The 766-nt window shown below is 69.8% G+C and carries 1 protein-coding gene; it reads right to left on the bottom strand.

Annotation, left to right across the window (positions count from 1 at the left end; translation table 11 throughout):
- Nucleotides 1-766 (bottom strand): TIGR03621 family F420-dependent LLM class oxidoreductase (locus tag Pka01_RS40485; protein WP_203888329.1); only part of this gene is annotated, 766 nt, incomplete at both ends.

The following is a 766-nucleotide window of genomic DNA, read 5'->3' as shown; positions in this document are numbered from 1 at the left end:
CCAGAACGCTGATGTAGCTGATGCCGAACTCCTCGCGGTAGCGCAGCAGGGTCTCGGCGATCTGCTGGGGCGGGCCGACCAGGACGCCGGGAAGCTCGGCCAACTGCTCGGCCGGCATGCCCGTGGCCGCGGTGATCACCGACAGATCGATGTCGGCCACCTGGTGGCCGACACCGGCCACGAACAGATTCAGCTCGATCTCGCCGAACCGCTCACCGGCCGCCTCCCGGACATGCCGGACCCGGGCCCCCAACGCCTGCTCCGGCGTGCCCTCGCCGAACCCGACGTTGATCGGGAAACTGATGATGTCAGCGGTGCGGGCCGCCAGCGTGAGAATGCGGTCACCCACCCCGGCCAGCATGATCGGCGGCAACGGCGCGTCGGCCTCGGCCGCCAACCGCTCCCGCACCCCCGTGACGATCTCCTCGAGCTTGCGCAGACGCGACCCCGGCGTCCCGAACGACAACCCCACCGCCGCGAACTCCTCCGGCACATAACCCGCGCCCAGACCGAGCTCCAACCTCCCGTCGGTCAACCGGTAGGTGTCGGCCGCCTCCCGGGCGAGGTAGGCCGGGCTCAGCACCCCGGCGTTGAGCACATAGGTGCCCAACCGCATGCCGGTGGTCACATCAGCCGCGGCCACCAAAGCCGGAAACGGCGCCACCATGCCGAGATGGTCGGGAACCTGCAGGACGTCGTACCCCAGATCCTCAGCCTCCCGGACCTTGCCGCGCCAGGCCGAGCGAGAACCGGCGTTGAGGAGTTC

Source organism: Planotetraspora kaengkrachanensis, assembly GCF_016862895.1.
In the GTDB taxonomy this organism is placed as follows: Bacteria; Actinomycetota; Actinomycetes; order Streptosporangiales; family Streptosporangiaceae; genus Planotetraspora; species Planotetraspora kaengkrachanensis.
This window is presented reverse-complemented; position numbering and strand designations above follow the sequence as displayed.